The organism is Nocardia jejuensis NBRC 103114 (assembly GCF_001613145.1).
In the GTDB taxonomy this organism is placed as follows: domain Bacteria; phylum Actinomycetota; class Actinomycetes; order Mycobacteriales; family Mycobacteriaceae; genus Nocardia; species Nocardia jejuensis.
Genome location: NZ_BDBU01000044.1, coordinates 56,563 through 83,015, shown reverse-complemented (window position 1 = coordinate 83,015; position 26,453 = coordinate 56,563). Strand labels below are relative to the sequence as shown.

Genomic DNA, 26,453 nt, shown 5'->3' with positions numbered 1-26,453 from the left:
TTCACACTCGGTACCGCCCCTTCGCCGTCTCGGATCAGTTCGGCGGCCCGACGGTGAGAGTCACCGTGACCACGCGCTGCAGCCCACCCGGGTCGATGACCGCGAGCTGTACCGCGTCATCGGGCTTGTGCAGGTTGAGCGCGGATTTGAGGGTCTGGGAACTGGTGATCACCCGTCCGTCGATGGCGGTGATGATCTCGCCGTCGGTCAGCCCGGCGGCGTAGGCGGGTTGGCCGTAGATGGCCACGTCGATGCGCGCGCCGGTGGGCCGGGCATCGGAGGTGAGGATGCCGAGGGTGGCGGTCGGGCCGATGTGGACGGTGTCCGTCGGTGTGCCGGAACGGATTTGGCGCACCACGTTCATCGCGGTGTCGATCGGCACCGCGTAGCCCTCGGGCCCCTTGCCGAGCGTCTTCTGCAGTTCGCCGGAGGCGGCCGTGACCACGCCGACGACCGCGCCGTAGCGGTTGACCAGCGCTCCCCCGGATTGGCCCGCGCTGACCGCCGCGCCCACCTCGATCAAGCCGTGCAGGGACTTTCGGGTCAGATCCGCCGAATTGCGGGCCACGATGGCACTGTCCAGCGCGGTGACCGCGCCCCCGACGGCGGTGGGCGAACCGGTGCCGCCCGCGTTGCCGATCGCCAGGAGATCGTCGCCGATCCGCAGCGGGGCCGAGCTGCCGATCGCGGCGACGGGCAGCCCGCTCGCGCCGGACAGTTCGATCAGCGCGATGTCCGCACCCGAGTCGTAGCCGAGAACCGTTGCGGGATAGACGGCTCCGGTGCCGACATCGGTGACCGCGACGGTGTCCGCGCCCTTGATCACGTGATGACTGGTGAGCACCTGACCGTCGCCGGTGAGCACGATGCCGGACCCGGCCGCGCCGAGTCCGTAGGGCCGGATGCTCGCGTTGATATTCACCAGGGCCGGTTCCACCGCGTGCGAGACCACCGTGGCGTCCAGCGGCGGGAGCGGCGGGCCGATCAGGGTGGCGGTGGTGGTCTGCTCGCCGAACGTGAATTGCGGTAGCTCGCCGCGATATCCGAGAAACCCGGCCACCGCCAGCATCGCGACCACGACCAGCACCAGGGCGCGGCCCGCGCGCGAGGGTGAACCGCGGCCGACGGCGGGGTGGGGACCGGTACCCGGCGCCGGGTCGATCCGACCTGTCGCGTCGTCCATGGACTCCTCCGACCGCCGTTCGCCCGTCACCTCCCGAGCGTCTGTATCTAAGGGTGTACCAGTTTCAGTGACTCAGCGCGGCAACTGCCAACATGAATCCCACTCCCACCAGGGTGCACAGCAGCGGCCATTTGGACGGCCGCCCGGCGTGCGCCTCGGGCAGGATGTCCGCAGTGGCCAGGTAGAGCAGGAACCCGGCGAAGTAGCCGAGGTACATGCCGACCAGTTGCGCGGGCACCTCGAGCACGGTGCCCACGATCGCGCCGAGCACCGGCGCGACGGCATCGGCGGCGAGCAGGATCAGGCCGCGTTTGCGCTCGTTCCCGTACATCGTGGTGATGGTGAAGGTGTTGAAGCCATCGGCGAAGTCATGGCTGATCACCGCCACCGCGACGGCCGCGCCGACCGCCGCGCCGGCCTGGAAACCGAAGCCGATACTGAGCCCGTCCAGGAAGCTGTGGAAGATCAGCCCGCCCGCCGCGACCAGGCCGACGGACGCGAAATCGTGGTGGTGGGCGCCGAATTCGTCCTCGTGGCCGGTGTGCAGCGCCATCGTCTTCTCGATGACGTGAACGGTGAAGAAGCCGACCACCGCGGCCAGCAGCGGCACCGGGACGCCGAGCGCGATCCGGTCGTCCTGTTCGAGCGCCTCGGGCATCAGATCGAAGGCAACCACGCCGAGCATGACGCCGGCGGCCAGCCCGAGCACCAGCCGTTTGCGATCGCCGATCCGGTCCGCGACCAGCCCGCCTATGAAGGTCGAGCACATCGACACCAGGGCCAGCAGGATCGCCATCGCCCCAGCATGCCGATGTATCTCCGATTGATCGGCTCGCCGCGCCGACCGTGATGTTCAGGACGAATCCTTGGTGAATCGCGGCATGCGCAGGTAGGCATGTAGGCATGAGCACTGCTGCCGCCTATGCCGTCTCCGCGCCCGATGGCCGATTCGAGAAGCTCGCCATCGAACGTCGCGAACTCGGCCCCCACGATGTGCTGATCGATGTGAAGTACGCGGGCATCTGCCACTCCGACATCCACACCGCCCGCGACGAATGGGGCGGCACCCGCTACCCGTGCGTGCCGGGCCACGAGATCGCGGGCCTGGTCGCGGCGGTCGGCTCGGCCGTCACCAAGCACCAGGTCGGCGACCGGGTGGGCGTGGGCTGCATGGTCGACTCGTGTGGTGAGTGCGAAGCCTGCCTGGCCGGGGAGGAGCAGTACTGCGTCCCCGGCAACACCATGACCTACAACGGGAAGGTCTCGCCGCAGACGCAGGCCGGCGGGTACACGCTGGGCGGCTACTCCACGCAGGTCGTGGTGACCGAGGGCTTCGTGCTGTCGATTCCCGAGGGCATCGGCCTGGACGAGGCCGCGCCGCTGCTGTGCGCGGGCGTCACCCTGTTCTCGCCGCTGCGGCACTGGAACGCCGGACCGGGCAAGCGGGTCGCCATCATCGGCATGGGCGGTCTCGGGCACGTGGGCGTGAAGATCGCCGCCGCCATGGGCGCGGAGGTCACCGTGCTGAGTCATTCGCTGTCCAAGCAGGAGGACGGCAAGCGCTTCGGCGCGCACCACTACTACGCGACCGGGGACCGGCAGACCTTCCGCGGACTGCGCAGCCGATTCGATCTGATCATCAACACCGTCTCCGCCGATCTGCCGATCGACGACTACATGAAGCTGCTGGCGCTGGACGGCACCCTGGTCATCCTGGGTCTGCCCGAGAACCCGCTGTCGGTCAAGCCGTTCACCCTCGCGGGCTACCGGCGTTCACTGTCGGGTTCCATGATCGGCGGCATCGCGCAGACTCAGGAGATGCTGAACTTCTGCGCCGAGCACGGCATCGGCGCGGAGATCGAACTCATCTCCGCCGACCGCATCGACGAGGCGTACGACCGCGTCGTGGCCAGCGATGTGCGCTACCGCTTCGTCATCGACGCGGCGACCATCTAGCACCTCGCACGCGGGTTCCTCACCGCGTCCCACGGCAGAGGCGGCGGCGCGGCTACGTTGACCGTGTGTCCGAGAACGACAACCGCCCGCCCGCTTCCTCCGAGCCCGAGTCCGGCGATGCCGATCGCGAACCGGCCGCGACGGCTCGCGCATCCGGCGGCGAGCCGTCGGCGCCCGCGGAGCCGTCCGAAGGCCGTCGCCCTCGACCCCGGCAGCGCTCAGCCGACGACGATGACGATGAGCCCCATCGGATTTCGGTCTCGATCCCGCCGTGGCTGCCGCGCGCCTATCTGCTCGCGGCGGCCACGGTGGCCGGGATCGTGGTCACATTCTGGGCGTTGACCAAGCTGCAATCGCTGCTGACCGTGCTGGTGGTGTCGCTGTTCCTGGCATTCGCCATCGAACCGGCGGTCAACTGGCTGGCGGCGCGGGGCTGGAAGCGTGGCCCGGCGACCGGGCTGGTGTTCCTGTCGGTGGTCGGGGTGCTGGTCGGATTCGGCTGGACCATGGGCGAATTGGTGGTCGATCAGGTCACCACGCTGGTCAAGAACGCCCCGCACAGCGCCGAGGATCTCGTCACCTGGATCAATTCGACCTTCCACACCGAACTCTCGGTCACCGACGTCACGGCGCGGACCTCGGAGTGGAGTTCGAAGCTGGACTCCTGGCTGGTCGGACGAGCCGGAGACGTCTGGGGCGTCGGCACCACCGCGATCGGGGTGCTGTTCCAGGCCCTGGGCGTGCTGCTGTTCACCTACTACTTCGCCGCCGACGGGCCGCGCTTCCGCAACGCGGTCTGCTCGGTGCTGCCGCCCAAGCGCCAGGAACATGTGTTGCGCGCCTGGGACATCGCGGTGGAGAAGACCGGTGGCTACCTGTATTCCCGTGCGCTGCTTGCCTTCTTCTCGACCCTGGCGCACTACGTGGCCATGCGGGTGATCGGCATTCCGTCGGCGTTCGCGCTCGCCCTGTGGGTGGGTGTGGTGTCGCAGTTCATCCCGACGGTCGGCACCTATCTGGCGGGCGCGCTGCCGGTGATCGTCGCGCTCACCGGCGATCCCCGTGACGCCCTGTGGATTCTGCTGTTCATCGTGATCTACCAGCAGTTCGAGAACTACGTGCTGCAACCGCGCATCACCGCCACCACCCTCGACATGCATCCGGCGGTGGCCTTCGGGGCGGTGCTCGCGGGCGCGGCCCTGTTCGGGGCAACGGGTGCGTTGCTGGCGATACCGGTGACCGCGACCGCACAGGCCTTCATCGGCGCGTACATCCGGCGCTACGAGGTGACGGCGCCGGTGGACAGCCTGGTGTCGCATCCGACGCGGCGTAAACCGTTGCGGGAGCGCCTGCGTCGGTCCTGAGGACTCGCGCGCGACGACGAGCGGAACGTCGTCGCGCCCCGGCGACAGCCGATGGCCCTGGTGAAGTAGTCCCCAATCATCCACAGCCCCTGTGGAACAGCGACCGGCTCACGCTTCTCGGGCGGCACGAGCCGCCCGCCGGAAGTGTCGGCGCGGATACACTCGCACTGTCGAACGGCTGACAGAGAATCACGGCGCCGACCAGCACTATTGCTTGCATCGGGAACGACAGACGGTCCCGGAGAGCATCAGGAGCCATCAGATGTCGATCATCGCCACCCGCCTCGTCACCATCGCCGCCGCGGCCGCGTTCATCCTCCCCGCGGGCGCGGGACTCGCCAATGCCGAGCAGCAGCACAACGATCGCGGCTACCACTACTACTGCGACCGCAGCAGCGCCGGCTTCGACTGGGACTACTGCTGGAACCACTACCGCAGCGACTGGCAGCGCGATCACGGCAGCGATCGCGGCGACAGCCACGGCGGTGGCGGCAACGGCGGTGGCGGCCGGAACTGGTAGTCAGCCCCGACCGTCCCTCGTATCGTCTACTCGCCCACCGATTCCCGGGCCGCGAGCGCCCGGCGGCGCACGCGGCGCGCGGCGGCGACCATATTGCGCAGCGACGGGTCCAGCTGCCAGTGGTGACGGGTCTTGAGCCCGCCGTCCGGGTTGGCCCAGAGTCGCTCCGGAGTCACGGCTTCCGCTGCGGCGGTGAGCAATTCATCCAGCTCGTCGATGTCCGGGATGCGCGCCGAGCGACTCTCGTACACACCGGGGCCGACGCCGTGGGTGAGACCGTGCCCCTCGGCGCAGTCCTCCTTCAGCGAGTTGAGCACCCATTCGATGGACCGGGTGGCGACGATGGCGGTCACGTCGGCATCGAGTTCGTCGATCGCGTTCACCACGTCCTCACGGCTGGAATAGCCGATGTGCGTGTGGATCTGGGTGTCGGCCTTGACGCCGGAGGTGGCCAGCTTGAACGCGCCGACCGCCCAGCGCAGATATTCGGCCTGCCCCTTGGCCCGCAACGGCAGCAGCTCGCGAATGGACGGCTCGTCCACCTGGATGATGGCGATGCCCGCCTTCTCCAGATCCACGACCTCGTCCCGGATCACCAGGGCCACCTGATCCGCCGTCTCGTAGAGCGGCTGATCCTGGCGCACGAAGGAGCGCGCCAGCATGGTGACGGGTCCGGTGACCATGCCCTTGACCGGCTTGTCGGTCAGCGACTGGGCATAGGTGGTCCATTCCACCGACATGGCCTCGGGACGGGACACGTCGCCGTACACGATCGGCGGTCGCACGCAACGGGATCCGTACACCTGCACCCAGCCGAAGTGGGTGGTGGCGAAGCCGTCCAGCTGCTCCGCGAAGAACTGGATCATGTCGTTGCGCTCGTGCTCGCCGTGCACGAACACGTCCAGGCCGATGTCCTCCTGGAGCCGGATGGTCGACTCGATCTCGGCTTCGATGCGCTTGCGGTACTCCTCGTAGGAGAGCTTGCCCTGCCCCAGGTCGTAGCGGGCCTGGCGGACCGCGGTGGTCTGCGGGAACGAGCCCAGCGTGGTGGCGGGCACCAGCGGCAGATTCAGCCTGGCCTGCTGCGCGATCCGGCGGGTCTCGTAGGGTTCGCGCTCGCGCATCTGCGGGGTGATGGCGTAAACCCGTTGCCGCACCGCGTGCTTGAGCTTGAAGTGCACCTCGCGGGGCGGACGCCGCCACTTCTCCGAGGCTCCCTCGGTGAGCGCCGTGGCCAGCGAAACCACTTCCAGCACCTTCTGTTTCGCGAAGGCGAGGCGGTCCGCGACATTGGCGTCGAGGTCGTATTCGACGAGCAGGTCCTGCGGAACGTGCAGCAGCGTGGTGCCGGTGGACACCACCATGTCGGGGCACACCTTCGCGAGCTCGTTCAGGTATTCCAGCGCGCGATTGCGGTCCACGCGCCACACATTGGTGCCGCTGACGACGCCGGCGTACAGCCGCTTGCGGCTGATACCCGGGATCTTCGCGAGCTCTTCGGGGCTGATCCGGTGATTGGCGAGGTCCAGGCCGATGGCCTCGACCTTGGTGCGGGCCAGGATCTCGAGGGCCTCACCGAAGTCGCCGTACTGTCCGGTGACCAGCAGGCGCGGGCGCAGTGGCGCCTTGGATAGTCGCTCGTAGGCCTTCTCGAAGAGTTCGAGGGTGGAGGGCGAGCGGTCGCTGGTGAAACAGGGCTCGTCCAGCTGCACGCAGGTCGCGCCGCGCTTGGCCAGAACCTCGAACAGTTCCTCGTAGACCGGCAGCAGCTTGTCGAGCAGCTTCAGCTTGTCGAATTCGGTCTCACCGGGAACATGGCCGGTCTTGGACAGCAGCAGCAGTGACAGCGGGCCGAGCACCACCGGACGCAGTTCGATGCCCGCGCTCTTCGCGCGGTCGAACTCGTCGAGCAGGGCCTCGGGGTGCAGGGAGAATTCGGTGTCGGCGTCGAGCTCGGGCTGCCGGTAGTGGTAGGCGGTGTTGAGCAGCCGAACCAGTTCCAGCGGCGGCAGATCCGGCCGGCCGCGCGCCATCAGGAAGTAGAAGTCGAGGGGGTGCAGACCTTCTCGTTCCGCCTCGAACCGCTTCGGCACCGCACCGAACAGCAGCGCGTTGTCGAGGATGTGGTCGTAGAAGGAGAAGGTGTTGCCCGGCACCTGGGTGAGGCCGGTGGCCGCCAACTGGAGGTACTGGGTCTCCTGGATGTCCCGGCCGACGGCGATCAGCTCGTCGCGAGACAGCGTGCCGTGCCAATAGGATTCGAGAGCCCGCTTGAGTTCCCGGTGCAGTCCGATACGGGGATAGCCCAGAATGCTGGATCCGAAGCCATCGGTGACATTGGCCATGAGCGCGCCACTCCTCCTCTTGTCACCTGTGCGGCGCTCTCCAGGAAGGCGAGCGCCGCACAGTTTGCGCCCTGAGACGAGCGAACTCGCGTCCGCCCGGGTGGGCCGGCCGGTGTCACCGGCCCTAATTTGCAGCTTAGGCCCCTGCCGGGTTCAACAATCCCGTACCCGGGTGCCAGTCCCGCCGCGAGTTTCGGTTGTGCGAGAGCGACAACCGAGCTCGTGAGAGCGGGACAACGTGCCGAGGACGACCGGAATCGGCGCCGTTGTCCACCGTGCACGACGGACAACGGCACTCGGCGTGCGCTACTTGCGCGCAGCGGCCGGGGAGTTGTACTGGTAGAACCCCGCGCCGGTCTTCTTGCCGAGCAGGCCGGCCTCGACCATACGCATCAGCAGCGGCGGGGCGGAGTACAGCGGCTCCTTGAATTCGGAGTACATGGAGTCGGCGATGGACTTCACGGTGTCGAGGCCGACGAGGTCGGTCAGCGCCAGCGGCCCCATCGGGTGGGCGCAGCCGAGCACCATGGCCTTGTCGACGTCTTCCTTGGTGGCGAAACCGGATTCGACCATGCGGATGGCCGAGAGCAGGTACGGCACCAGCAGCGCGTTGACCACGAAGCCGGAGCGGTCGGCGGAGCGCACGACCTGCTTGCCGAGCACGTCGGCGGCGAACTGCTCGGCGCGCGTGGTGACGGCCTCGCTGGTCTTGAGCGTGGTGACCAGCTCGACGAGCGGCAGCACCGGCACCGGGTTGAAGAAGTGCAGACCCACGACCCGCTCGGGGTTGTTGGTGGCCACGGCGATCTTCATGATCGGGATGGAGGAGGTGTTGGAGGCCAGCACCGCGTTCGGGTCGGTGACGACCTTGTCGAGCTCGCTGAAGATGGCGTTCTTCACGTCTTCGCGCTCGACCACGGCCTCGACCACGAGCTGGCGGTCGGCGAAGTCGGCGAGATCGGAGGTGAAGCGCAGCCGCCAGGCGGTCTGCTCGCGCTCACGCTCGGAGATCTTGCCACTGGACACCGCGCGATCCAGCGACCGCAGAATGCGGGCGCGACCGGCGGCGGCGAGCTCACGGGTCTGTTCGAACACGAGCACATCGACGTGTGCCCGGGCACAGACCTCCGCGATACCCGCGCCCATCTGTCCGGCGCCGATAATTCCGACGCGCTGAATCTTTTCGCTGCTCACGGTCCCGCTCCTGCTGGTTGTTGGCCGTCTGGCTGTGGGTGAAGGCGTCGGATGGATGTGACCCTGCGCCTTCGTAAGGTCTTCATATCGAAGCTGATCGACACGATAGGAAAATGCCCTCCCCGCCGGGGCTGTCGACGGAGAGGGCGGGAACCCCGGGGCGGTGAGAAGGTGTGATGCGACTACCGCCCCGGGGTTGACCTCGCGGATCAGTTATCAAAAGCGACAACTGATTTCGTGAGGTCGGGGTAACTCGCCGGGTACGTCCGAAATCGGTTGCGTACCCGACCGCACTACGCGTTCCCAGCGGTGAACGGCTCTACAGCCGGACGCTGAATTCGCGGAGAGGTGGTCCAGCTCAGTGGAACTGGCCCTCTTCGGTGGAACCCTTCAGCGCAGCGGTGCTGGTGTTGGGGTCGACCGTGGTGGCGATGTTGTCGAAGTAGCCGGCGCCGACCTCACGCTGGTGCTTGACGGCGGTGAAGCCACGCTCGGCGGCAGCCTTGAACTCGCGCTCCTGCAGGTCGACGAACGCGGTCATGCCCTCGCGAGCGTAGCCGTGCGCCAGGTCGAACATGCCGTAGTTGAGCGAGTGGAAGCCGGCCAGGGTGATGAACTGGAACTTGAAGCCCATCGCGCCGAGCTCACGCTGGAACTTCGCGATGGTCGCGTCGTCCAGGTGCGCCTTCCAGTTGAACGAAGGCGAGCAGTTGTAGGCCAGCAGCTGGTCCGGGAACTCGCTGCGGACGGCCTCGGAGAACTTGCGCGCGACCTCGAGGTCCGGCACGCCGGTCTCCATCCAGATGAGGTCGGAGTACGGGGCGTAGGCCTTGGCACGCGCGATGCAGGGCTCGATGCCGTTCTTCACACCGAAGAAGCCCTCGGCGGTACGGGTGCCGTCCAGGAACTCACGGTCGCGCTCGTCCACATCGGAGGTGATGAGGGTGGCGGCCTCGGCGTCGGTGCGGGCGATGATGACCGACGGGACGCCGGCGACATCGGAGGCCAGACGCGCGGAGGTCAGGGTGCGGATGTGCTGCTGGGTGGGGATCAGCACCTTGCCACCGAGGTGGCCGCACTTCTTCTCCGAGGCGAGCTGGTCCTCCCAGTGCACGCCCGCGGCGCCGGCCGCGATCATGGCCTTCTGCAGCTCGTAGGCGTTCAGGGCGCCACCGAAGCCGGCCTCGGCGTCGGCGACGATCGGGGCCAGCCAGTTGGCGACGGAGTCGTCACCCTCGACCTTGGCGATCTCGTCGGCACGCAGCAGCGCGTTGTTGATGCGACGCACGACGGACGGCACCGAGTTGGCCGGGTACAGCGACTGGTCCGGGTAGGTGTGGCCGGACAGGTTGGCGTCACCGGCGACCTGCCAACCGGACAGGTAGATGGCCTTCAGGCCGGCGCGAACCTGCTGCACGGCCTGGTTGCCGGTCAGGGCGCCCAGCGAGTTGATGTAGTCCTCGTTGTTGACGAGATTCCAGAGGATCTCGGCGCCGCGGCGAGCGAGCGTGTGCTCCTCGACGACGGTGCCCTGCAGCTTCACAACCTGCTCGGCGGTGTAGCTACGGGTGATGCCCTTCCAACGGGGATTGGTGTCCCAATCCTGCTGGATTTCCGCAGCGGTCTTCGGGGTGCCGATGGTCGACATCTGTGACTCCACTTCCTGATCTCGGTCGGTTGGCCCCATTGGTCGAACGCGTGCCGGGCTGTTTTGAGGAGCTCGTGCATTCGAACACTGCTGGAGCGGCAATTTGCAGACTTGCTAGGCCCACGAGGTGTACTTCCACACGATGGCACAACAAAAAATGTCCGTCTACCTGTTGCAAGTGTGAATCACCGCTAGCTTTCGCGAGCTTTCTGCTAACCCTGCGAAATTTGCTTGCGAATAGCAGCGGTGGAATCTACTTGCCAGTAGTGCTGACGTGCAGTTTTGCATAACGCCCGTACTGTTAGCGTGATTGCCGCCACCGGGAGCCGACGCGCCGGTGACCCGAGTTCTGTGAGCACCTTCACATTCGATTGTGATCTTGATGAATGTGAGACCGGCCACCGGGGTCCTCAGAGCAGACTGTTCGGTCGAGCCTTAACCTGATCACCAGCCGACTGAACGAATGTCCAAATCAGCCGTGGGCATTCGGACGACCAACCCGGGAGTAGCCGATGCGACAGCGCTGGATCTGCATGGCGGCCATGGCCGTGACATCGATGGCGACGCTGACGGGGGCGCCCTTCGCCGCCGCGGCGCCCGCCGGCGGCACGGGCGTCGTCACCTCGATCGAGCCCCTGCCCGGCGAGGCAACCCCGCCCGGATCGGTGAATTCCGAGCGCTTCCTCTACTCCAGCACCACCGCGCGCGATCAGCCCGCGACAGCGAGCGCCGCCGTCTACTTCCCGCCCGGCGAGCCGCCGGCGGGCGGCTGGCCGGTGATCGGCTGGGCACACGGCACGGTCGGGCTCGGGGATCAGTGCGCGTACTCCGTCGCGGGTCCCGGTGCGCGCGATCGGGACTGGTCCTATCTGGGCGCGTGGTTGAAGCAGGGCTATGCCATCGTGGCGGCGGACTACGCGGGACTGGGCACGCCCGGTGACCATCCGTATCTGAACGGCGTGGTCGAGGCGCACAACGTGGTGGACTCGGTGAAGGCCGCGACCTCGCACTATTCGTCGCTGTCGAACAAGTGGGTGGTGGTCGGGCAGTCACAGGGCGGCGGCGCCGCGGTCACCACGGCCCGGTATGCCACCGAATTCGGCGGCCCGGACCTGGATTTCCGGGGCGCGGTCGGCACCGGGGTGCCCGCGTACATCGAGGACATCATGCTGCCGCTGGGCCCCGGCGTGCCGCCGGTCAAGCTGCCGCCGCACACCACCGGCTACGTGCTGTACATCCTGAACGGCCTGCGCACCACGTACCCGGAGCTGAATATCGAGTCGTACCTGAACGATTCGGGCCGCTACTGGCTGGAGCACTCCAACACCTCCTGCCTCGAAACCCTCGGCGAGGAGCTCAGCGCCGCGAATGTGGTGATCGGGAATCTCTTCTCCCGGCCGCTCGCCGAGATCCCGGACCTGCAGGGCCTGCTCACCCGATACATGGGCGTCCCCGAATCCGGTTACGACAGGCCGATTTTCATGGGCCAGGGCCTGTTCGACACCGATGTGGCGACACCCGCGACACTGGCTTTCGCCGCCCGACTACAGGCGAACGGCCAGCCGGTGACGCTGCACACCTACCCGACCGACCACAGCGGCACTGTCAATGCCTCCCTGGTCGACTCGATCCCGTTCGTCCACAACCTCTTCGACTGACCAGCACCGAACGACAGCCCCGAGCGATTTTCGAAGTCGCTCGGGGCTTTTCGCGTTTCAGCACGCCGAACCCGGGCTCGGCGGCATCTTGCTGAGCGTGCCTCCGAATCAATTCCTAGCATCGCTAGACAATCTAGTTCCAGGTCTGTTATCTTTGCTTCAGTTCCTAGCGTCGCTAGATTACGATGAAAGAGGCACCACGATGCTCACCGCCACCGCCCAGATCCTCGCCGCTCTCGCCGTCCTCGCCAACGCGGTCGTCTACGGCACCGACTGGTCCTGCGCCCTGATCACTCGCGCGGTCTACCGCAAGCTGGACGACGCCACGGTGACCGCCTCCGCCGGCTGGGGCCACTACTACGGCGACAAGCGCATGCCGGTCTTCGGCGCGGGCGGCGTGATCACCGCCGTCCTCACGGTCCTGGCCGCCGCCTTCGCAGGCCACACCGCCGCCGCGATCGCCGCCGCCCTGGCCCTCATCGCCCTGCTCACCTGGCTCGCCTTCTACGTGCGAATCGCCAAGCCCATCAACACCATCCAAACCGCCGCCGCCCAGTCCGGCACCACCCCCGCCAACGCCCGCGCCCTGCAGGACAAGTGGGAAAGCATCCTCAACTACCGAGTAGCCCTCCAAACCCTCGCCCTCACCGGCCTCCTCGCCGCCCTCGCCCTCATGTGAACCCGCTTCTGCCGCACAGCAGTTCGGCCCCGCATCCACCGGATGCGGGGCCGCTGCCGTACCCGGCGTCGAGTCGGTCATGAAGGTCGCATCCACCCGGTTACGGACCGCTGTGACCGGGATCGTCGACCGTCTGCGTCCACATGCCTCGGCGCCGAAGGCGAGAGAGGTTCCAGGATGGGGATGTCTCGCTAGAAGATAGTTCGCTACAGGTGGCACTGCGGCGAGCGGCGACTCGAATCGAGTTGCGGTGATCGTTACTGGCGTCCGGACATTCGCGGGATCAGTTGTTGTTCAGGTACTTCGGATGCTTCGTGGACGAGACGCCAGATTCGGTCGGCGGTCATGGGGAGGGTGTGGGGGCGGGTGCCGGTGGCGTCGCGGATGGCGTTGGCGAGGGCGGGGGCCACCGGGTTGTAGGGGGATTCGCTCATGGATTTCGCGCCGAGAGGGCCCAGGGGGTCGGTGGTGTCGGCGAAGTAGACCTCGGTGTAGGGGAGGTCGGAGAATTGGGGGATGTGGTAGTGACGAAGGGTTTTCGTGGTGACCACGCCGTTGTCGGTGCGGACTTCCTCGTAGAGGGAGGTGCCGATGGCCTGGGCTACGCCGCCTTCGATCTGGCCTCGGCACTGGGCCGGGTTCAGGACGGTGCCCGCGTCGGCGGTCTGGATCGATTGCAGGATTCGAACCTCGCCGGTGACCGGGTGGACCGCGACGCGGAAGGCGTGCACGTTGAACGAGACGGAGCGCGGGGTGCCGTCGTGGGTGGCGGTGGCTCGCAGCGGACCGTCGGCAACGAGCTCGGCGGCGGTGAGAAGTGTTTCGCCGCAGCGGATTCCGATCGGCTCGAAGGTGAACCCGTCCGGCGGCAGTCCGGTGAGTGCGGCCGCTCGGTCCAGCAGGACCGCGCGTAGCCGCTCGGCGGCGGCGTGGGTGGCACGACCGGCGACCGTGATGCCGGTGGAGCCGAACGCGCCCGTGTCATGCCCGGTGACCTCGGTGTCGGCATGCCGAATACGGATACGGGACACATCGGTCCCCAGCACGGTCGCCGCGATCTGCGCCAGCACGGTGGTCGTGCCGTTTCCGAACTCCGCTGTCCCGACACGAAGTTCGTACAGCGGTTCGCCGTGACCGGAGAGCAGCTCCAGATGGGCGGTCGAGGTGTGGCCTCGGGGCGGGACGGTGGCGATCATGGCGGGGGCCATGCCTTCGCCGATCAGCCAGTCCGGCCCGGGGGCGGGGACGCCGTTGCCTCGGCGCAGGGCCCTTTCAGCCAGGTCCAGGCACTGGTCGAGGCCGTAACTGGCGACGGTGAGATCGGGTTCGGGGTGGCAGAAGCCGCCGATGAGGTCGTCGCCGAGGCGGACCACATTGCGCCGCCGGAATTCGAAGGGGTCCAGGCCGATTCGGCGAGCGAGCTCGTCGAGCGCGGATTCGACGCCGAAGATGACCTGTCCGAGCCCGTAGCCGCGGAAAGCGCCCGAGGGCACGTTGTTGGTGTACACCGCGCGACCGTCGACCCGCTTGTTGGCGCAGCGGTACAGCGCCACCGATTCGCTGGTGCCGTGGAAAAGCACTCCCCCACTGTGGTTTCCGTACGCACCCGCGTCGGAGAGCACATCCACCGCGAGTGCGGTGAGCCGTCCGGCGGCGTCGCATCCGGCGGTGACCTCCACGCGCATGGGATGCCGCAGGGTGGTCAGGAACTCGTCCGAACGGCTGAGTTCGTACCGCACCGCCCGCCCGGTCCGCAGTACGGCCAAGGCCACCAGATCCTCGGTGAACATCTCCTGTTTGGCGCCGAACCCGCCGCCGACCCGGGCCGCGAACACCCGCACCCGATCCCGGTCCAGCCCGAACAACCGGCACAGTTCATCACGCACGAGGAACGGCACCTGTGTGCTGGTCCGCACCACCAGCCGCCCGTCCGGGTCCAGCCATCCGACGCTTCCGTGCGTCTCCAGATGCACGTGCTGCACCCGCTGGGTCTGCCACACCCCCTGCACCACATGGGCGGCCGCGCTCAACCCGACCGTCACGTCCCCGATCCGCCCGTGCACCTCGGCGACCACATTGCGCCCGGCATCGGCGATCCGCGCCGCCGCGGGCTTGTCCCCGTGCAACGTGGGAGCACCTGCTCGCAAAGCCTCCTCGGGCTCGAAAACCGCGGGCAGCACCTCGTACTCGACCACCAGTGCCCGACAGCCCGCCCGTGCCGCCGCCGCCGACTCGGCCACCACGGCCGCCACCCGCTGCCCCGCGAACCGCACCACCCGATCCAGCACCCGGCTGTCGTCCGGATCGTCCTCCCGGATCTGGTGCCGCGCGGTCGAGAACGCCACATCGGGCGCGTCCGCGTAGGTCAGCACCGCCCGCACTCCCGTAATCGCTTCCGCCGCAGCCGTATCGATCCTCACGATCCGCGCGTGCGCATGCGGGCTCCGTGCAACCTGCAGGTGCAGCACGGCCTCCGGCGGCGCATCCGCCGATCCACACCCGGATCCATCCATCGGCATATCCATGGTGAACGGCTCTGTCCCGGTGACGATTCGGCGCCCCGCGAGCGCACCGACCGGCGCACCGGCAGCGCCGGACCGAGCAGCCGAGGCCGGGATGGACACGGCTTCCGCCGCCGGCGAAGAACAGACGACATCGGGACGATTCCCGGTGTCACACAGGCTGCTGTGACATGCGGAACCGGCACACGACGGCGTTCGTGCGCGCAGGTCACCCGAGTCTCCGGGAACAGCCGCACCGGGCATCGTCTCGACACCCGCCGCGAGCCAGGACGCACCGAGGGCATCGGCGATGGAGCGGTAGCCGGTGCAGCGGCAGAGGTTGCCCTTGAGGGTGTCGGCGAGGGTGGCCGGGTCGAGAGCATCGGTGGCGGCGAGTTCGGTTGCGGTGACCAGCATTCCGGCGGTGCAGAAGCCGCACTGGAAGGCGGCGCTGTCGAGGAAGCGCTGCTGCAGCGGCGTCGGGGTGGAATCTGTGACGCCGGTGGCAGAGTCGGCGAGGCCGGTGGCGGTGGTGATGGCGCGGCCCTGCGCGCGATGGGCCGGGTAGACGCAGGAGTGCACGGCGGCGCCGTCGACCAGCACGGTGCAGGCGCCGCAGTCGCCGCTGTCGCAGCCCTTCTTCGGTGCGAGGTGGCCGTTTTCGCGAAGCAGGGTGCGCAGGCATTGACCCGGGCGGGAGTCGGTGTCGACCGGGGTTCCGTCCACGTGGAATCTCACGGGCGGGCTCCGCTCAGTTCGGCGGTGACCTCGGCGGCGAGGACGGCGGTGACGTGGCGACGCCAGTCGGGCGCGCCGTGCGGGTCGTCGAACCACAGACCGGGGTGGATCTCCGCCAGCGTTGCCGACAGTTCGCCCGCGGTGGGAACGTCGGGGAATTCGAGCACGACGGGCCTCGTGGTGGCGGCGCTCAGCGTCAAGGTCAGCAATCCGGAACGATCGAGGCGTCCCATGACCACCGCGCCGGAGCGCCCCGTCGGCGACAGCGCGATCTTGCGGAGTGCGGTGCGGGAGCGCAGGTTCGGCTCCGGTATCCGCACCGCCCGCAGCACCTCACCCGCTCCCAGCACGGTCTCCCCGGCCCCGACCACGAAGCGGTGCAGTGGAATCCACTCGTCCCCGCCCGCTCCCCACACCAGCGCGGAACCGCCCAGCGCGGTCAGCGCGGCCAGCACCGCACCCGCGGGCAGGGCCAGGCACACATTGCCGCCCACGGTCGCGACCCGGCGGATCTTGTGCGAGGCCACCAGTGCCCCGCAGGCCTGGCCGAACAGCCGGGTGGCAGGCCACCGCGCGGGATAGGAGGCATCCGCGAGCTCGGCGAGTGTGCAGGTGGCGGCGATTTCCAGCCCGGCGTCGTTCCAGCCGACCGGCGTCCACCCGAGCCCGGTGATGTCCACGAGTCGCTCGAGGTCGTCCTGCGGTTCGGAGTACAGCCAGGTCCCACCGGCCAGCACCGCGCTGCCGGTTCCCAGCCCGGTCAGATCGGCCCGCTCGCGCGCCGTCACCACTTCGCGAATCGTCTCCAGATCCATCCCGTCTCACCCGCTCTCACCTGCGGGACCACGCCCGGTATCCGGTCGCGGCCGCAACCTCCACCATAGGAGCGCCGAGTTGCGCGGAGATTGCGGCTGCCTCCGCACTGTTTCATACTCATTACTCTTACTCAGGACCTCCCCGACCGACACGCCCCCACGCCCCTGAACAGCACATTGTGGGGACGAACACCACCCGCCACCGTATCGACGAGCTGTGGCGCGGACTCCCACCGGCGACGCCGAAGCCACTGCAACAGGTCGAACGGCGGATTCCGGCGGAATCCCGACGGTGCGCCGCGGGCCTCGATGCGGACGACGCGGCGACCGAGCCGCCTACCGGGCCTTCGCTACCAGCGAGGCCTGTGCGCGGGCGACCTGGCGGCCGACCTCGTCCTCGTCGATGGTGCGGATCTCTCCGTCCCGCACCACGATGCGGCCGTTCACCACCAGCGCGGCCAGGGGCGGAGCCGAACCCAGGATCAGGGCCGCGACCGGATCCTCGATCCCCGCGTGCGCGGGACCGTCGAGCCGCCAGAGCGCCAGGTCGGCGAGTTTTCCGGGTTCGAGAGAGCCGATCTCGTTCTCGCGGCCAAGCACCCGCGCCCCGCCGATGGTCGCGAGTTCGAGGGCGGTGCGGACGGACAGGGCACGGGGACCCCCGCGCAACCGCGCGAAGAGCAGCGCGTTGCGTGGTTCCTCGATGAGCGAGCTGGACTCGTTGCTGGCCGCACCGTCCACGCCCAGACCGACCCGGACCCCGGCTGCCAGCAGGTCGGTGACGCGTGCGATTCCCGCGCCGAGTCGTCCGTTGGACGTGGGGCAGTGCGCCACGCCCGTCAGGGTTCTGGCCATGGTGTCGATGGCGCTGTCGTCGAGGTGGATGGCGTGCGCCCACCAGACATCGGGCCCGACCCAGCCGAGCTTCTCCAGATATTCGGCGGGGGTGCACCCGTGGGTGTCGAGGCAGTACTGGTGTTCGTCGAGGGTCTCCGCGACATGCGTGTGCATCCGCACCCCGAGTTCCCTTGCCAGGAAAGCGGATTCACGCAGCAGATCGGCCGACACCGAGAACGGCGAGCACGGCGCGAGCCCGATCCGCAGCATGGAATCGAAAGACCGGTCGTGCCAACGGGATACGGCATCGGCACTGGCGCGCAGAATGTCGTCGAGGTTCTCGACGACCGAATCCGGCGGCAGCCCGCCGGCGCTGTGCCCCAGATCCATCGAGCCCCGGGTCGGGTGGAATCGCAGACCGACCCGCGCGGCCGCGTCGATCTCCGCGCCGAGCAGATCCCCGCCCTCGCGCGGGAACACATAGTGGTGATCGGTGCTGGTCGTGCATCCGGTGCGCGCCAGCGAGGCCAGCGCGCCGGTCGCGGCCACCCGCAGGGCGTCCTCGTCGATGCCCGCCCACACCGGATACAGCGTGGTCAGCCATTCGAACAGGGTGGCGTCGGCGGCCAGCCCACGCGTGACCCACTGGTACAGGTGGTGGTGGGTGTTCACCAGCCCGGGCGTGAGCAGACAGCCCCGCCCGTCGATCCGGGTGGCCCCGACGATCTCGGGTGCGGCTCCCGCGCCGAGAGCCTCGATCAGATTCCCGCGAACGACGACGTGCCCGCTCCGGTGCTCGGTTCCGGCCGCGTCGACGGCGGCCACCGCGCAACCCTCGATCACCAGCACCCCGTCGTCGCTCATGCGGCTCAGCTCCCCCTGTAGGTGGAAAAGGCGAAGGGCGAGAGCAGCAGCGGCACGTGGTAGTGCCGTTCCCCGCCCACGGTGAACACGATGTCCACCTCCGGGTAGAACGCCTCGACGCCCTGCGCCGCGAAGTATTCCCCCGTATCGAACCGCAGCCGATGGTTTCCCGCAGCGAGTTCGGTGCCGAGAGCGCCGATCCGACCGTCGGCATCGGTCACGCCCGTCGCCGATTCGGTTCCCGCCGTGTCGAACAGCGTCACCCGGATCCCGGCGGCCGGTGCGCCGCGCACCGCGTCCAGGACATGTGTGCTGAGCGTGCTCATGCCGCCTCCTGGGCGGTCAGCAACCGCCGCAACCTGATTCGATTGATCTTCCCGAGTTCCTGTCGCACGATCCGCCTTTCGGTGTCCGCGTCGTTGCCCAGCCGGTCGGTGAGCACCCGCAGCAGCTCCTCCGGACTCTTCCCGGTGGCGCACACCAGATACACGTGCCCGAACTTCGCCTCGTACTCCCGGTTTCCCGCGGCGATGGCGGCCCGCACGGCCTCCTCGGCCGTCGCCATCGCGGCCTGTTCCCGCGCCGAGTTCGCGCTGTCGGGCCGGTCCCCGATCCGGGGGTGCCCGGCCAGCGCGCGATCGATCTCGGCGTCGCTGAGCGCCTCGAGTTCCGCGTCCGCGGCGATCAACAACTGACCGATGGCCGAATACGGTCGCCTGGCCGCCACCGCGTGCGCCCAGACGGGCGAGGAGCAGCATGTCAGCAATAACGTCGCGGCCGCCGATTCCGGCAGCACCGCGAATTCCGACCATCCGATCTTGTTCTCAGTCATCGCCTCCAGCATCGGTGATGGCAACCCCGCTCGCCACTCCGGCGCGCAACATCACCCCGCGTCGACCGACCGGAGCGGCTCGCCGCCGACTCGATCCGGCACGCCGTGCGATCAGGCATCCCGTGCCGTTCGGCCGCAATCGCCACGCGCCGGACGGCCCGGTGAACAGCTCGCTCTGAAAGGTTCGCCCCGAGGCGCTACGGTCGGCGGTATGACCCCCGATCGCTGCGATGGCATCGTGCTCGCGGCCGGCGCGGGCACCCGATACGGGATGCCCAAGGTGCTGGCCGAGGACGGGGCGTGGCTGCGTTCCGCGGTGCGGGCGCTGCGCGAGGGTGGATGCGCGCGCGTGTACGTCGTACTCGGGGCGACCGGCCCCGCACAGCGCGTGGACGATTCCGCGACGCCCCAGTGGCTGATATCCCGAAACCCGCGCATCCCTGTGCCTTCCGGTGCGTATCCGGTGTGGGCATCGGACTGGGCGATCGGTGTCAGCGCGTCCATGCGCGCCGGCCTGGCCGCCGCGGCCGCGCACCCTCGGGTGGTCGGCCTCGGCTCGAATTCCACACCCGAATACCGGGAAACCGGCTTCTCGTCGGCAGATGGTTGTGCCGCCACGCGGATTATCGGCACCGAAACGACTGTGACGGGGATTACCGGGTTGGGGATTACCGCCGCCGGGAACAAGGGGGTCGTGAACGAATGGGATTCGGCGCCTCCGGAGTTCGTGGCGATCATGCCCGTGGATACGCCGGATGTGGGTGGCGCGGTGGTCGAACGCGTGCTCACGGCCGCGCGCGGGAGTTCCGGCGCAGTGGCGCGCGCGGTATTCCAGGAGCGCCCCGGCCATCCGGTGATTCTCGGTCGTTCGCATTGGGCGGGCGCCGCCGCGGAAGCGGAGGGAAATTCGGGGGCGGGCACTTATTTGAAGCATCGAGCGGATATGGTGTGCGTCACGTGCGATGACCTTGCGACGGGGCTGGACCAGGACTACCCGGGTGGCATCGCACGGTGAGCGGGAGCAGTTAGATGCGGGATATCGTCGAGGACCTCCTACGGGTCTGGCACAGCGGACGTACGGCCGGATTGGCCACTCTCGTTCGGACTCAGGGTTCGGTGCCCATGCCGATCGGATCGGCCATGGTCGTGGATGCCGAGGGCAGGGCTTTCGGTTCGGTGTCGGCGGGTTGCGCGGAGGCCGCCGCTTACGAGGCGGCCCTGACCGCGGCGCGCACCGGCCAGCGCGGTCTGCACCGATTCGGCCCCGGTAGCGGGTTCGACGCCGGTATGGATTGCGGCGGCACCCTGGATGTGTTCGCGGAACCGTTCTCGCGCAGTCACTTTCCCGAGTTCCCCGATGTGGCGGCGGATATCGCCGCCCAGCGCCAGGTCACCGTGTTCACGGTGGTGTGGCATTCGGACCCCGACGTGATCGGCCAGCATCTGGTCACCGATCGCAAGCACGGCACCGAACTGGTCTCGCTCCCGGATTCGGATGTCTTCGTCTCCTCGTTCGTCCGCCCGCGACGTCTGATCATCATGGGCGCCAACGCTTTCGCCGCCGCCCTGGCCACCCAGGCGAAACTTCTCGGTTACCGCGTCACCGTCTGCGACGCCCGCCCCACCTTCGTCACCGCCGAGGCCTATCCCGGCTGCGAGGTGGTCGTGGACTGGCCGCACCGCTACCTGAACACCCTGGCCGCCTCCGGCGAAATCGATTCCAGCACAGCGGTGGTCGTGCTGACCAACGACGCGAAGTTCGAGATCCCCCTGCTCACCATCGCGCTACGACTACCCGAGCTGGGCTACCTGGCAGCACTGGGGTCCAGCACAGCACACGCGCACCGTATCGAAGCCCTGCAGGCCGGAGGTTTCGACGACGACACCCTTTCCCGCCTGCACTCCCCCGCCGGCCTCGATCTCGGGGCCCGCTCCCCCGCCGAATTCGCGCTCGCCATCGCCGCCGAAATGGTCGCGGCCCGCAACGGCGCCACCGCCGAACCGCTGTCGGCCCGCTCCGCCTCCCGCCATTCCGCCCTGGTCCACTGACCTCACCCGCCTCCGGGCCTGACCCCGTCGCCGGGGGCAGTCCGGAACAGGAGCATGGTGGCGGATTCGTGCGGATGAGTCCGCCACCATGGCTCCGTATCGAGCCGCGAAATCAGGTGGCCTGCTTGAGTTCCGGGTGTTCGGCGTAGACCTCTTTCAACAGCGACATGTCGAAGAGCTGATCGGCTTTGATCTCGATCTTCGCTTTGGCGAGCGCGGCGATGTTCTTGGCGATCAACTCCTCGGTCATGGTGAACAGGCCGTTGGCCTGGGAGTCCGGTGACACGACCAGGCTGTTCTGGGCGGTGGCCTCCTTGGTCTGCTCCGCCGGATCCAGGCGCTGGTCCTTGCCGTAGACCTCGACCGCGAGGCGGGCGGCCTCGGCCGGGTCGGCGACCGCGTCGCGCCAGCCCTTGATCTCGGCCACGAGGAAGGCCTTGAGCTTGTCGCGCTGCTTGTCGATGGTGTCCTGATGCACCGTCAGGGTTTCCGCGACGAGCGGGAGTCCGTAATCGGCGAACAGGAAATTGGCGTTGGCGAATCCCTTGGCGGTCAGGGTGATCGGCTCGTTGGTGACGTAACTGACCCAGCCGTCGACCTCACCGTTGGCCAGCGGCGACGGATCGAACTGCGCCGGAACGATCGTGACGTCGTTCGGGGTCATGTTGTTGGCGGCGAGCAGCGCGTTGAAGATGAGCTGGTTGGTGTCCTGCACACCGATCTTGCGGCCCTTCATGTCCTGCGGCGAGTTGATCGGCTTGCCCGCGGAGCTGACGATGCAGAAGGGATTCTTCTGGTAGGTGGTGCCGACGATCTTGGCGGGCAGACCCTCGAGCAGTGCGGGCGCGGTGGTCTGGGGCGCGGACAGTCCGGCCCAGATCTTGCCGGTGCCGAGCCCGGCTTCGACCGACGTGCTGGCCGCGCCGCCCGCGATCAGATTGACCGCGCCGAATCCTGCGTCCTTGAAGTAGCCCTTGGAATCGGCGAAGTACTCACCCGCGAATTCGATGTTCTTCAACCAGGACAGCTGGATGGCGACGGTGCCGAATTTCGACCCGTCGTCGCTGGTTCCACTACCGGACCCGGAGGAGTCCTCACCGCAGGCGGCGAGCAGTCCCGCACCGCCGAGCACGGCGCCGGTGAGCCCGGCGTAGCGGAGAAACGATCGCCGATCCAGGGCCTGGCCTCTGACTGACTGCGTGGCCGGAACCGGCCGGGACATACGACTCATCAACCGAATCTAGGGGCTTTCAGTTTCGAATATTTTGCTTTCGCCCGCGTATTTGTGTTCGCTACGTTAAGAACTCCCCCGGCCGTGCTAACTTGCCACACGCCGATCGGTCATCGATCGAGGTTTCGCTGCTCTGCGGTTCTGCTGAAATTCACGGTGAGTGCTCGAACTCGATGCGCGGAAAGTGCCTCGGGCCCCCTGCCGCGTCCGAGTCGGGCCGCGACGGGAGACATGATGCGCGAGGGACGATTTGCCGGGCTGCTACGGGTTCGGCACCGATCCACCCGGCGGCTGCTAGCGGTGGGCGGCGCGCTGCTCGTACTGTCCGGCACGGCCGCGATCGCCGGGGCCGACACCGCGCTGCCCGACGAGGACCCCTTCTACGCCGCACCCGCCGATATCGCCTCGCACCCCGACGGCTCGGTGCTCAATCGGCGCGAGATCTCCATGTTCGGTCTGCCGCTGCGGGTCTCGGCCTGGCAGTTGCAGTATCGGACCAGCGATTCGCAGGGCCGCCCGGTCGCCACGGTCACCACCGTGCTCACCTCACCCTCCCCCTGGGACGGGCCCGGCAGCCGGCCACTGCTGTCGTATCAGGTGGCCGAGGACAGCCTGGGCACGCGCTGCGCGCCCTCCTTCGCGCTGCACGGCGGTCGCGGCTCGGCGATCTCGAGCACCATCGTGGACACCCCGTTCCTGATCGACGCGCTTCGCCGGGGCTGGGCCGTCGCGGTCCCCGATTATCAAGGCCCCCAGTCTCGTTTCTTCGACGGAGTGAATTCCGCGCATGCGGTGCTGGACGGCATCCGCGCGGCCCGCTCCTTCACCCCCGCCGGTCTCGGACCGGACAGCAAGCTCGGCGCGTGGGGCTATTCCGGTGGCGCGTTCGCCACGCTGTGGGCCGCGCAGCTGCGCCGCACCTACGCACCGGAGCTCGGGATCGCGGGCATCAGCGCGGGCGGTCTGCCCGCCGATATCGCCACCATCGCCCGCAATGCCGACGGCGGCGAGCGGGCCGGACTGGCGATGCTGATCGTGCTGGCTCTGATCCGCAACTCCTCCGGCCCGAACCTGACCGGACTGCTCAACGACCGCGGCCGCGCGGTGCTCACCGCCGAGGCCGAGGCCTGCGGAAACGATCTGGTCGACCGCTATCCACACACTCGCATCGACGAATTGGCCGCCGCGCCCGGCCTACTCGCACATCCGAGTTTCCTGTCCGCGGTGCGGCGCGAGGAACTGGGCGCCTCGGTCCCCGATATGCCGCTGTACCTCTACCACAGCACCACCGACGAGGTGGTTCCCGTCGCCGGTTTCGATGCCCTGGTTCAACGCTATTGCGCCCCGGGATCGACCGTGCTCGTCAAGCATTCCTCCGCGTCCACGCACAACGGCGCGGCGATCGCCGAGGCATCGGGCGGAATGTCGTTCCTGGCAGACAGATTCGCGTCGGTGCCGCTCCCGGCCGGATGTCACGAACAAGACGAGTGAGGTCGCCGGTGCTCGCGGATCAGTCCCGTCCGCGCTCCGGCGCGAAGCGCGCGAGCACCAGATTCTCCAGCACCCCGACGATGGCGTAGGCCACGACCGACACCACCGTCACCAGCGCGATGGACGCCCACAGCCGGTTGTACTGGAAGGTGGGGATCGCCCGGATCAGCCCGGCCCCCAATCCCGTTCCGCTGCCGAGCCACTCGCCCAGCAGCGCACCGATCAGCGCCCCCGGCACCGAGACCCGGGCCGCCGCGAAGACCGCCGGCAGCGCCGCCGGGACGGCGACCAGGCGCAGCGCCGTCCACTGCGAACCACCGTATGCGGCAACCAGTTCCATCGCCTGCCTGGGCGCGGATCGCAGTCCGGTCATGATCATGACCAGCGCCGGGAAGAACACCACGATGGCGGCCATGACGGTGACGCCGAGCACCCCGCGTCCGAACACCAGCACGATGATCGGGGTGAGCGCCACCAGCGGCACCGAGCGCAACAGCATGGCCACCGGCAGAAACGCCTGTGCGACAGCGGGTATGCCGACGAACAGCGCGGCGACCACCAGCGCCGCGCCCATCCCGGCCAGGAACCCGATCGAGGCGTCCCGCAGCGTGATTCGCATCTCGGCGAATATCGCGTGCCGCGCGGTGCCGGAACTCGGCCCGGTGACCAGGTAGTGCCAGACGTCGCCCGGGCTCTTGCCGACCAACCCGACCTGCGGATACAACTTCAGGAACCCGTACCAGAGCGCCACCAGCAGCACCAGCGAAACCAGCAGCGGCAGCAGGAATCTCCCGATCGGGCGCAGCACGTTCAGGGCCTTCCCGGCCCCGCTCGGGCTCTCGATGACCTCGCTCATCACGCCTCCGCCCGAGCCCACGGCAGCGCCACCCGCGCGACCAACGCGACCAGCGCGTATCCGAGTCCGGCCAGCGCGGCCGCGGCCAGCGCCATTCCCCAGGTGCGCGGCACGTTGTACGCGGTCTGCGCGGCCGTCAACGCGACCCCGATCCCGCTGTCCACGCCACCCAGGTACTCGCCGATGATCGCGCCCAGCACCGCGGAGGGTGCGGCGATCTTCAAGGCGGCCAAGGTGTTCGGCAGCGCGGAGATCAACTGCACCCGGCGCAGCCGCTCCCATCGGCCGCCGCCGTACGCGCGAATCAGATCGAGGCTGGTGCGATCGGCGGAGCGCAGCCCCGACACCGTGCCGACCATGGTGGGAAAGAAGCAGTACATGGCCGCCAGGAACACCGTCGGCGTCCGCCCGCCGAACACCACCAGGATGATCGGCCCGAGCGCCAGCAGCGGCGTGCAATAGCTCAGGATGGCCAGCTGCGTGACCAGCATTTCGATCGGCGGAATCAACACCACCAGCACCGCGAGCACGATGGCCAGCGTGTTGCCCCAGACGAAGCCCTGCAGCGCGCCCTTGGCGGTGATCTCGAAATTGGGGCCGTAGAGCGCCCATCCGTCGGTGTACATGGTGTGCAGCACCTGCCAGGGTCCGGGCACGGTGCCGCCCGCGACGTGCAGCGCGGCCAGTAGCGCCCACACCGCCAGCAGCGCGGCGATTCCGGTCAGCCCGCCGAGCCTTCGCGGTGACAGTCGTTCTCGCACGGCGCTCCCGTTCATCGTGTCGCCACCCCGTCTCGTCCACTGCGACCGAACAGCAGTTCCGAGAGGTAGTCGTGCAGCTTGTGGAACTCGGTGGTGCGCATCATTTCCGGGGTGCGCGGGCGCGGCAGGTCGATGTCGACGACCTCCACCACGCGCCCCGGTCGCGGGCTCATGACCGCCACCACGTCGGACAGGAACACCGCCTCGGCGATGCCGTGCGTGACCATGAGGGTGGTGGCCGGCTTCTCGGTCCAGATCCGCAGCAGTTCGAGATTGAGCCGCTGGCGCGTCATGTCGTCGAGGGCGCCGAAGGGTTCGTCCAGCAGCAGGATCTTCGGCTTCACCGCGAGGGCGCGCGCGATCGACACCCGTTGTCGCATACCGCCGGACAGTTGCGCCGGTTTGGCCTTCTCGAATCCCTCGAGCCCGACCAGCGCGATCAGGTCGGCGACGAGACCGGGATCGGCGGGCAGCCCGGCGACCTGCAGCGGCAGTTTGATATTGGATTCCACAGTGCGCCAGGGCAATAGCGCCGAGTCCTGGAACGCGATCCCGAATTCGTGCCGCCGGCGCAGTTCCGCCGGCGTCTCGCCGTTGATCCGCGCGGTGCCGGTGCTCGGGGTGTCGAGTCCGGCGAGGATCCGCAGAATCGTCGATTTCCCGCAGCCGGACGGACCGAGCAGGGACAGGAACGCGCCCTCCCTGGTGTGCAGATCCACCGCGTCCAGGGCTTGCACGGTGCGCCGGCCCGAACGGAAGGTCTTGCTCAGCCCACTGATGTGAATGCCTGTTCCCCCGGGGGCGACGTCCGAACTCATAGGCTCACAGTAGGAGCCGGGAATTGCACCGAGATTGCGAATCGGCGGAGAAGATTTCACGGCGGTTACGGGTGACGGCGAATCCTGTTACGCGCACTGCCCCCGGTGAGTAC

The 26,453-nt window shown here is 68.2% G+C and carries 23 protein-coding genes; 9 read left to right on the top strand and 14 right to left on the bottom strand.

From position 1 onward, the window contains the following. Window positions 1-34 precede the first annotated feature (34 nt). Both NJ1_RS29925 and NJ1_RS29920 read right to left on the bottom strand, forming a co-directional pair. A complete protein-coding gene (locus NJ1_RS29925) occupies window positions 35-1,183 on the bottom strand; it encodes a S1C family serine protease (RefSeq protein ID WP_084479002.1) in 1,149 nt (382 codons plus the stop codon). Between the two features lie 64 nt (window positions 1,184-1,247). Beyond that, entirely contained in the window at window positions 1,248-1,979 is a 732-nt protein-coding gene (locus NJ1_RS29920) for a ZIP family metal transporter (RefSeq protein WP_067700758.1), read from the bottom strand. Window positions 1,980-2,086: 107 nt separating this feature from the next. Between NJ1_RS29920 and NJ1_RS29915 the strand changes: the two genes are divergently transcribed. From NJ1_RS29915 to NJ1_RS29905, 3 genes are all read left to right on the top strand, one after another. Further along, entirely contained in the window at window positions 2,087-3,139 is a 1,053-nt protein-coding gene (locus NJ1_RS29915) for an NAD(P)-dependent alcohol dehydrogenase (protein ID WP_067700755.1), read from the top strand. Window positions 3,140-3,204: 65 nt separating this feature from the next. Then, window positions 3,205-4,503 carry an AI-2E family transporter gene (locus NJ1_RS29910; RefSeq protein WP_245717646.1) on the top strand — a complete coding sequence of 433 codons (1,299 nt, stop codon included), beginning with the start codon at window positions 3,205-3,207 and terminating at the stop codon, window positions 4,501-4,503. Window positions 4,504-4,765: 262 nt separating this feature from the next. Next, entirely contained in the window at window positions 4,766-5,023 is a 258-nt protein-coding gene (locus NJ1_RS29905) for a hypothetical protein (protein ID WP_067700752.1), read from the top strand. A 26-nt stretch (window positions 5,024-5,049) separates the two neighbouring features. Here NJ1_RS29905 and metE read toward each other — a convergent pair whose 3' ends face one another. The 3 genes from metE to aceA form a co-directional block, all read right to left on the bottom strand. Next, window positions 5,050-7,368 (bottom strand): 5-methyltetrahydropteroyltriglutamate--homocysteine S-methyltransferase, encoded by a 2,319-nt coding sequence (gene metE, locus NJ1_RS29900; protein WP_067700749.1) that lies wholly within the window; start codon window positions 7,366-7,368, stop codon window positions 5,050-5,052. A 306-nt stretch (window positions 7,369-7,674) separates the two neighbouring features. Beyond that, the gene (locus tag NJ1_RS29895) at window positions 7,675-8,562 is read right to left on the bottom strand and encodes a 3-hydroxybutyryl-CoA dehydrogenase (RefSeq protein ID WP_067700746.1); all 888 of its coding nucleotides are present in this window, start codon (window positions 8,560-8,562) and stop codon (window positions 7,675-7,677) included. A 358-nt stretch (window positions 8,563-8,920) separates the two neighbouring features. Further along, window positions 8,921-10,210: an isocitrate lyase gene (gene aceA, locus NJ1_RS29890; RefSeq protein WP_067700918.1), complete on the bottom strand. Its 1,290-nt coding sequence runs from the start codon at window positions 10,208-10,210 to the stop codon at window positions 8,921-8,923. Window positions 10,211-10,743: 533 nt separating this feature from the next. Here aceA and NJ1_RS29885 point away from each other — a divergent pair. Continuing rightward, window positions 10,744-11,868: a lipase family protein gene (locus NJ1_RS29885; RefSeq protein ID WP_174557139.1), complete on the top strand. Its 1,125-nt coding sequence runs from the start codon at window positions 10,744-10,746 to the stop codon at window positions 11,866-11,868. A 202-nt stretch (window positions 11,869-12,070) separates the two neighbouring features. Next, complete coding sequence (locus NJ1_RS29880; RefSeq protein WP_067700739.1) at window positions 12,071-12,547, top strand: DUF1772 domain-containing protein; 477 nt, start codon at window positions 12,071-12,073, stop codon at window positions 12,545-12,547. A gap of 257 nt (window positions 12,548-12,804) precedes the next feature. On the opposite strand, the gene NJ1_RS29875 is transcribed toward NJ1_RS29880, so the two are convergent. The 5 genes from NJ1_RS29875 to uraD all read right to left on the bottom strand — a co-directional run bounded on the left by NJ1_RS29875 (window position 12,805) and on the right by uraD (window position 19,134). After that, window positions 12,805-15,786, bottom strand: coding sequence for a molybdopterin-dependent oxidoreductase (locus tag NJ1_RS29875; RefSeq protein ID WP_067700736.1), 2,982 nt, complete (start codon window positions 15,784-15,786; stop codon window positions 12,805-12,807). Beyond that, the gene (locus NJ1_RS29870) at window positions 15,783-16,601 is read right to left on the bottom strand and encodes an FAD binding domain-containing protein (protein ID WP_067700733.1); all 819 of its coding nucleotides are present in this window, start codon (window positions 16,599-16,601) and stop codon (window positions 15,783-15,785) included. Before NJ1_RS29870 ends, NJ1_RS29875 begins: the two co-directional genes overlap by 4 nt. Window positions 16,602-16,937: 336 nt before the next feature. Next, window positions 16,938-18,302, bottom strand: a complete 1,365-nt coding sequence (locus NJ1_RS29865; RefSeq protein ID WP_067700729.1) for an 8-oxoguanine deaminase — start codon at window positions 18,300-18,302, stop codon at window positions 16,938-16,940. 5 nt (window positions 18,303-18,307) lie between these two features. Then, window positions 18,308-18,628, bottom strand: coding sequence for a hydroxyisourate hydrolase (gene uraH, locus NJ1_RS29860; RefSeq protein ID WP_067700726.1), 321 nt, complete (start codon window positions 18,626-18,628; stop codon window positions 18,308-18,310). Continuing rightward, on the bottom strand, window positions 18,625-19,134 hold the full coding sequence (gene uraD, locus NJ1_RS29855; RefSeq protein ID WP_067700914.1) for a 2-oxo-4-hydroxy-4-carboxy-5-ureidoimidazoline decarboxylase: 510 nt from the start codon (window positions 19,132-19,134) through the stop codon (window positions 18,625-18,627). Before uraD ends, uraH begins: the two co-directional genes overlap by 4 nt. Before the next feature lie 17 nt (window positions 19,135-19,151). Between uraD and NJ1_RS39405 the strand changes: the two genes are divergently transcribed. From NJ1_RS39405 to NJ1_RS29845, 3 genes are read left to right on the top strand one after another with little or no spacing between them, the layout of a single operon-like run. Next, on the top strand, window positions 19,152-19,313 hold the full coding sequence (locus tag NJ1_RS39405) for a hypothetical protein (RefSeq protein ID WP_157574337.1): 162 nt from the start codon (window positions 19,152-19,154) through the stop codon (window positions 19,311-19,313). Window positions 19,314-19,345: 32 nt separating this feature from the next. Further along, window positions 19,346-20,149 carry a nucleotidyltransferase family protein gene (locus NJ1_RS41195; protein WP_067700723.1) on the top strand — a complete coding sequence of 268 codons (804 nt, stop codon included), beginning with the start codon at window positions 19,346-19,348 and terminating at the stop codon, window positions 20,147-20,149. Between the two features lie 14 nt (window positions 20,150-20,163). After that, entirely contained in the window at window positions 20,164-21,183 is a 1,020-nt protein-coding gene (locus NJ1_RS29845; RefSeq protein WP_067700720.1) for an XdhC family protein, read from the top strand. Window positions 21,184-21,295: 112 nt separating this feature from the next. Here NJ1_RS29845 and NJ1_RS29840 read toward each other — a convergent pair whose 3' ends face one another. Continuing rightward, the gene (locus NJ1_RS29840) at window positions 21,296-22,405 is read right to left on the bottom strand and encodes an ABC transporter substrate-binding protein (RefSeq protein ID WP_084479001.1); all 1,110 of its coding nucleotides are present in this window, start codon (window positions 22,403-22,405) and stop codon (window positions 21,296-21,298) included. Window positions 22,406-22,648: 243 nt separating this feature from the next. Here NJ1_RS29840 and NJ1_RS29835 point away from each other — a divergent pair, with 243 nt between their 5' ends. Then, window positions 22,649-23,905, top strand: coding sequence for a lipase family protein (locus NJ1_RS29835; protein ID WP_169813222.1), 1,257 nt, complete (start codon window positions 22,649-22,651; stop codon window positions 23,903-23,905). Window positions 23,906-23,924: 19 nt separating this feature from the next. On the opposite strand, the gene NJ1_RS29830 is transcribed toward NJ1_RS29835, so the two are convergent. From NJ1_RS29830 to NJ1_RS29820, 3 genes are read right to left on the bottom strand one after another with little or no spacing between them, the layout of a single operon-like run. Beyond that, a complete protein-coding gene (locus NJ1_RS29830; RefSeq protein WP_067700912.1) occupies window positions 23,925-24,761 on the bottom strand; it encodes an ABC transporter permease in 837 nt (278 codons plus the stop codon). After that, window positions 24,761-25,537, bottom strand: a complete 777-nt coding sequence (locus tag NJ1_RS29825; protein WP_067700711.1) for an ABC transporter permease — start codon at window positions 25,535-25,537, stop codon at window positions 24,761-24,763. Before NJ1_RS29825 ends, NJ1_RS29830 begins: the two co-directional genes overlap by 1 nt. Beyond that, window positions 25,534-26,340, bottom strand: a complete 807-nt coding sequence (locus tag NJ1_RS29820; protein WP_067700708.1) for an ABC transporter ATP-binding protein — start codon at window positions 26,338-26,340, stop codon at window positions 25,534-25,536. Before NJ1_RS29820 ends, NJ1_RS29825 begins: the two co-directional genes overlap by 4 nt. Between the last annotated feature and the right edge of the window lie 113 nt (window positions 26,341-26,453).